Origin of the sequence: Stenotrophomonas sp. FR012 (assembly GCF_047520565.2) — a bacterium.
Taxonomy (GTDB): Bacteria; Pseudomonadota; Gammaproteobacteria; order Xanthomonadales; family Xanthomonadaceae; genus Stenotrophomonas; species Stenotrophomonas sepilia.
Genome location: NZ_JAXBQL020000007.1, coordinates 225431 through 231464, shown reverse-complemented (window position 1 = coordinate 231464; position 6034 = coordinate 225431). Strand labels below are relative to the sequence as shown.

Here is a 6034-nt window from a genome sequence, read left to right as displayed (position 1 = left end):
GGGTCCGGTTGCGGGGGACGCTGCAAGTACGTCCATGTAAGCTCGGTCGCCGCATCCATGCGGCTCACGCCCCCGCAACCGGACCCACCCCGCCTTCGACAGCTTCCCGCGGTCTGCCGGGACTGCGTACTGCACTGCTGTTGGTGGGTGTCGACCTTGGTCGACACGTGTCTTGCTTGTGGTGGGTGACGACCGTTGGTCGTCACTGGAGCAAGCGCAGCGAAGCGACACGCTTTTGCTCTTCTTTCTTTCTTCCGTGGCTGGACGCGCACGGAAACTGTCAGAGGCCGGGCGGGGTGGGTTCGCGGGGGTGTCCGCGGCATGGATGCCGCGGCCAAGCCCCCAGGGACGGGTTCATGGCGTCCCCCGCGAATCCACCCCGCCCGGCCAAGCAAGGCTTCTGCTCTCAAAACATCCAGCCACGAGGGGCTCAGCCGTTCGCTGCCAACTCCACATCCAGCGCGCGCAGGCGATCCACGGTACCCACATCGGTCCAACGCCCGCGATGGTGCTGCCCCGTCATCAACCCCTGCGCCATGAAACGCTTCTGCAGCGGCACCACCGAGAACTTCGGCGGAACACGCTCGCTACCCGGCGCATCGCCGATCACCGTGCGCCAGTCGGCCACGATGGAGGGGCGATACACGCCGATGCCGGCATAGGTCAGGCACGGCCCTGCGTGGTCGTGGTGCAGCAGGCCCTGCGCATCGAGTCGGTAGTCACCGTTGGGGTGTTGCGCCGGATTGTCGACCAGCACCAGGTGTGCCTGGCCCTGCGGCTCGCGCGGCAGCGTGGCGAAATCGAAATCGGTCCAGATATCGCCGTTCACCACCAGGAACGGAGCATCGCCCAGCACCGGCAATGCGTTGAGGATGCCGCCGCCGGTTTCCAGCGGGGTCTGCCCTTCGTAAAGGAAATGCAGACGCAGGCCCCACTGGCTGCCATCACCCAGCGTCGCCGGGAACTGCTCGGCCAGCCACGCGGTGTTGACCACTACCTCGCGCACGCCGAGCGCCGCCAGGCGTTCCAGGTGCCAGACGATCAACGGCTTGCCGGCCACTTCCAGCAGCGGCTTGGGTGTGTGCAGGGTCAGCGGGCGCATGCGCTCGCCGAGCCCGGCGGCAAACACCAGCGCCTTCATCGGGCCACGCGCATTGGTGCGCCGAGGTCGGCCAGCGCCGGCTTGATGCGGTTTTCCAGCAGCTGCTGCAGGGGGGCCAGCTCGCGATAGCGTGGCAGCACTTCATCCAGATAGCCGATGAAGCGCGGTGCGTCGTCCAGGTAATGGCCCTTGTTGTCGCGGTAGCGCAGGCGGCAGAACAGGCCGAGGATCTTCACGTGGCGCTGGATGCCCATCCAGTCGGCATCGCGCAGGAAGGTGGCGCGGTCGGGCACCGGCAGGCCGGCGTCGCGCGCGCGTTCGTGGTACTGCGCCAGCCACTCGTCAACGCGCTGCAGCGGCCAGCTCAGGAAGGCGTCCTTGAACAGGCTCACCGCGTCGTAGGCGATCGGGCCACGCACCAGGTCCTGGAAATCCAGCACCGCGGGGCCGTCGTCGACCGGCATCAGGTTGCGCGGCATGTAATCGCGGTGGGTCATCAGCTGGGCCTGGCCCAGCGCGTTGTCCATCAACCGGCGATGCACCAGCTGCAGCCCCTCGAGCTCACCGCAGTCCAGTTCCAGGTTCAGGTGCCGCTGCAGGAACCATTCGTCGAACAGCCCGGCATCGCGTTGCAGCAGCGCCTCGCCGAACTGGCCGAAGTCGGCTGGCACCGCAATCGCCTGCAGGCGCAGCAGCTGTTCGATCGAGCGGCCAAACCATTCATCGGCATTGCGCGCGTCGAGGATCCTGGCCAGGGTCGGACCGCCGAGATCTTCCAGCAGCAGGAAGCCGGCCTCCAGGTCCTGTGCCAACAGCGCGGGCACGCGCAGGCCGTGGTCGTGCAGCAGGCCGCGCATGCGCAGCCACGGCCGCGGATCTTCCAGCCCCGGTGGGGCGTCCATCACGATGTGGCTGCCACGGGTGCTGGTGGTGCGCCAGTAGCTGCGCATGCCGGCATCGACCGAAGCGCGCTCGACCACCGCGCTGGCATCGTCGAGCTGGGTACGGGCCCATTGCAGGCGCCGCGCGCTGCGCTGGGGATCGGAGGCGGGTTCGGTCATGCGGGCATATCCGGGGGCGCTGGGCGCGCCAACGTCGGGAACAGGAAGGGAAGGGGGACGGGGTCAGCGGCGGCCGCTGAACAGGCGCAGGACGGCCAGCACGGCCACCGCGCCCACCACCGCACCGAGGAAGCCGGCCGGTTCGCCGGGGGCGTACCAGCCCATGTACTGGCCGAACCAACCGGCCAGCAGCGCACCGAGGATGCCCAGCACGATGGTCAGCAGGCAGCCCATGCGGTTGTTGCCGGGCATGAAGAAACGCCCGAGCAGGCCGACGAAGAAGCCGACCAGCAGGATGTACAACCAGCTGCTGCTGCCGAACAGACCATTCATGCGCGCGGATTCCGCTTGAGTGTGGACGCAGCCTAGCAAGGCCAGGCTGCGTCCGTCACCGGTGCCGGATCAGCAGCAGCCGTGGTCGCCGTGGCGGGTGCCGCTGTCGGCAGCCACCGGCGAACCGCTGGTCTCGCCACGCAGGCTGGCGGCGTAGTGCTCGCTGATCACCTTGGACACGCAGGCGGTGACCTTCTTGCCCATCGGGATGTGCAGGAACTCATTCGGGCCGTGCGCATTGGAGTGCGGGCCGAGCACGCCGGTGATCATGAACTGCGCACCCGGGAACTTCTCGCCCAGCATGCCCATGAACGGGATCGAGCCGCCTTCGCCCATGTACATCGCCGGCTTGCCGAAGAAGGCCTGGCTGGCGTCGTCGATGGCCTGGGTCAGCCACGGCGCCATCGCCGGGGCGTTCCAGCCGGTAGAGGCCTTTTCCAGGTCCAGGGTGACCTGCGCGCCGTTCGGCGGATCGCGCAGCAGCGCTTCCTTCAGCAGCTCGCCGCAGGTCTTGCCATCGGCGGTTGGTGGCAGGCGCAGCGACAGCTTCACCGAGGTCTGCGGGCGCAGCACGTTGCCGGCCGATTCCAGCGGCGGCATGCCGCCCACGCCGGTGACCGACAGCGCCGGGCGCCAGGTGCGGTTGAGCACCAGCTCGGTCAGGTCCTCGTTCATCGGACGCAGGCCGTCGACCATGGGGAACTTCTCGAAGATCTCGGTATCGACCACTTCGGCAGCGCGCCTGGCCTGTTCCTGGCGCTCGGCGGGGATTTCGACGTTCATGCCGTCGATCAGGATACGGCCGGTGTCCTGGTCCTCGATGCGCGACAGCAGTTGGCGCAGCAGGCGGAAGCTGGACGGCACAACGCCGGAGGCATCGCCGGAATGCACGCCTTCGTTGAGCACCTTCACGGTGAAGTTGCCGCCGGTCAGGCCGCGCAGCGAGGTGGTGCACCACAGCTGGTCGTAGTTGGCGCAGCCCGAATCCAGGCAGACCACCAGCGAGGGCTTGCCGATGCGCTCGGCCAGGTGGTCGACGTAGGCCGGCAGGTCGTAGCTGCCGGACTCTTCGCAGGCCTCGATCAGCACCACGCAGCGGGCGTGCGGCAGGCCCTGGGCCTGCAGCGCCAGCACCGCGGCCAGCGAGCCGAAGATGGCGTAGCCGTCGTCCGCACCGCCGCGGCCATACAGCTTGTCGCCGCGAAGGACCGGCGTCCACGGGCCGAGATCGTCATCCCAGCCAGTCATTTCCGGCTGCTTGTCCAGATGGCCGTAGAGCAGGATGGTGTCGTCGCCGGTTTCGGCGCCGGTCGCTGGAATTTCCAGGAAGATCAGCGGCGTGCGGCCTTCCAGGCGCACCACTTCAACCTTCAGGCCGGGCAGCTGCTGGGCCCTGGCCCAGTTCTCCATCAGGGTGACCGCCTGTTCCATATAGCCGTTCTGCACCCAATTGGCGTCGAACATCGGCGACTTGTTGGGAATGCGGATGTAGTCGACCAACTGCGGGACGATTTCGCTGTCCCACTTGTCATTGACGAATTGGCCGAGCTTGGCGCTGTCCATCTGAAACTCCGGTTGCATGGGCTGATCCGGCCATTCTACGCCTGTGCCACGGGTAGGGTTTTTCCTACATCACGTCGGGTATTTGGCTGGCTTACGGAAATCCGGGAAACCGATAGGCTGTGCACATGTGGTGACGGACACTGTTCCTGCCGACGGGATTGCCGGTCGGGGCGGCCAGAATCACAGGGAGATACACGTCGTGCCTTGGAGTGTCGTGTTGAGGGCACTGGTGCTGGTAGTGGGGATCGCTGGGGCGCATGCCGCCGAACCGATCGACATCAACCGCGCCGATGCCCAGGCGCTGCAGCAGGGATTGACGATGGTCGGAGCCGCCAAGGCCGAGGCGATCGTCGAGCACCGGCGCAGACACGGCCCGTTTCATCGCGTCGAGGACCTGGCGCAGGTGAAGGGGATAGGGAAAGCGATCGTCGAACGGAATCGACAGCGGATCACCGTAGGCAACAGGTTGTTGCCGGCGGATCCGGTACCCGGATCGGTACCGGTGCGGACCGTACCCAGGCGCTGACAGCAGGAATCGTCGGAACCGGCAGGAGGCTGGTTCAGCGGTCACGGACAGGACGGCCGTGACCACCGACCGCCGCAGGATGCGGCACCAATCACCAGGATGGTGGCATCACAGACCTGTGGAAGGGGCTGAGATACAAACAGGACAGACGCGGCCGCGTGCAGGACGCAACGCTTCCCCCACAGCGCAGGATGCGAGGGGGCGGCAGCAGGCCGACAAGGACGTAACGATTGCCCGGTACGACACATGGCTGTGTCGCCGGGCAGTTTCATTTCCGGCGCCAGGTTTTGCCGCGGCCACCACGGGCCGATGGTGTACGGTGGCGGCTCCGCATGGAAAGGACCCCCGCTGGATGCTTCTGCACCGTCCAACCACTCTGATGCTCGCTCTTGCACTGGCCCTGCCCCTGCTGGCCCATGCCGCTGCGCCGGCACCGGCTGCCAAGCCCGCAGCTGCCACTGCCGGCACCGCCGAGGTGCGCGGGCCGACCGACCTGAAACCGGGCGAATACCTGTGGCATCCGGAAATCTCGCCGACCGGCCCGATCGTGCTGGTGGTCAGCCTCGATGAGCAGCGTGCCTACGTCTACCGCAACGGTATTGCCATCGGCCTGACCACGATCAGCTCGGGCAAGGCCGGGCACGAGACACCGACCGGTGTGTTCACCATCCTGCAGAAGGACAAGGACCACAAGTCCAACCTCTACAACAGCGCGCCGATGCCGTACATGCAGCGGCTGACCTGGGACGGCATCGCCCTGCATGGCGGCAGCCTGCCCGGGCATCCGGCCTCGCACGGCTGCGTGCGCCTGCCGCAGGCCTTCGCGCAGAAGCTGTTCAGCGAAACCCAGCGCGGCGATACCGTCGTGGTGGCCGATGCCAAGAGCTCGCCGATGACCCTGGCCTATCCGTCGGTGCTGGCACCGGTCAATGCACGCGGCCAGGCCCTGCCGGAGACGGAGGGTGGGGCGCCGGCACAGGCCTGGTGGAACGACAGCGCGGCGCCGGCCGGGCAGGTCGGCATCCTGGTCAGCCTGCACGACCAGCGCCTGTACGTGCTGCGCGATGGCGTGATGATCGGCGAGTCGCCGCTGAAGGCCGACGCGCTGCCGGCCTTCCAGGGCACCACCCTGTTCGTGATGGGGCAGGGTTTCAGCGATACGCCCAGCCCGCTGGACGCGAACCAGCGCCTGCACCAGTGGACGGCCTACCCGTTGCTGGGCCAGGACCGCGCCCAGGCCACGCCGGACCTGCTGGCCACGCCCTCGCTGCCGATGGCGCTGCCGGCCGAGTTCGCCCGCCAGCTGTACCGGGTGCTGGTGCCAGGCACGACCCTGCTGGTGACCTCGCTGCCGGCGGTCCGCCCAAGCCCGGCTGAATCCGGAATGCAGCCGGTCTTGGAATCCGAGCCGCCAGGGTCCACCCTCAAGGGCAACTGAGTCCCTTCGTT

The 6034-nt window shown here is 67.5% G+C and carries 6 protein-coding genes; 2 read left to right on the top strand and 4 right to left on the bottom strand.

What is annotated here, in order from left to right; genetic code table 11:
- Nucleotides 1-430: 430 nt before the first annotated feature.
- The 4 genes from murU to ACM0O9_RS13900 all read right to left on the bottom strand — a co-directional run bounded on the left by murU (nucleotide 431) and on the right by ACM0O9_RS13900 (nucleotide 4059).
- Nucleotides 431-1141, bottom strand: a complete 711-nt coding sequence (gene murU, locus ACM0O9_RS13915; RefSeq protein ID WP_065185833.1) for an N-acetylmuramate alpha-1-phosphate uridylyltransferase MurU — start codon at nucleotides 1139-1141, stop codon at nucleotides 431-433.
- Complete coding sequence (locus ACM0O9_RS13910) at nucleotides 1138-2163, bottom strand: aminoglycoside phosphotransferase family protein (protein ID WP_065177936.1); 1026 nt, start codon at nucleotides 2161-2163, stop codon at nucleotides 1138-1140. The genes murU and ACM0O9_RS13910 overlap by 4 nt, the downstream gene beginning before the upstream one ends.
- Nucleotides 2164-2226: 63 nt before the next feature.
- Nucleotides 2227-2496 (bottom strand): GlsB/YeaQ/YmgE family stress response membrane protein, encoded by a 270-nt coding sequence (locus ACM0O9_RS13905; RefSeq protein WP_005415577.1) that lies wholly within the window; start codon nucleotides 2494-2496, stop codon nucleotides 2227-2229.
- A gap of 69 nt (nucleotides 2497-2565) precedes the next feature.
- Nucleotides 2566-4059, bottom strand: a complete 1494-nt coding sequence (locus ACM0O9_RS13900) for a M20 family metallopeptidase (protein WP_053496832.1) — start codon at nucleotides 4057-4059, stop codon at nucleotides 2566-2568.
- Nucleotides 4060-4258: 199 nt separating this feature from the next.
- Here ACM0O9_RS13900 and ACM0O9_RS13895 point away from each other — a divergent pair, with 199 nt between their 5' ends.
- Together ACM0O9_RS13895 and ACM0O9_RS13890 are read left to right on the top strand one after the other, a co-directional pair.
- Nucleotides 4259-4585 carry a ComEA family DNA-binding protein gene (locus ACM0O9_RS13895; RefSeq protein WP_032953992.1) on the top strand — a complete coding sequence of 109 codons (327 nt, stop codon included), beginning with the start codon at nucleotides 4259-4261 and terminating at the stop codon, nucleotides 4583-4585.
- A 352-nt stretch (nucleotides 4586-4937) separates the two neighbouring features.
- The gene (locus ACM0O9_RS13890; RefSeq protein WP_065177935.1) at nucleotides 4938-6023 is read left to right on the top strand and encodes a L,D-transpeptidase; all 1086 of its coding nucleotides are present in this window, start codon (nucleotides 4938-4940) and stop codon (nucleotides 6021-6023) included.
- Nucleotides 6024-6034: the final 11 nt, after the last annotated feature.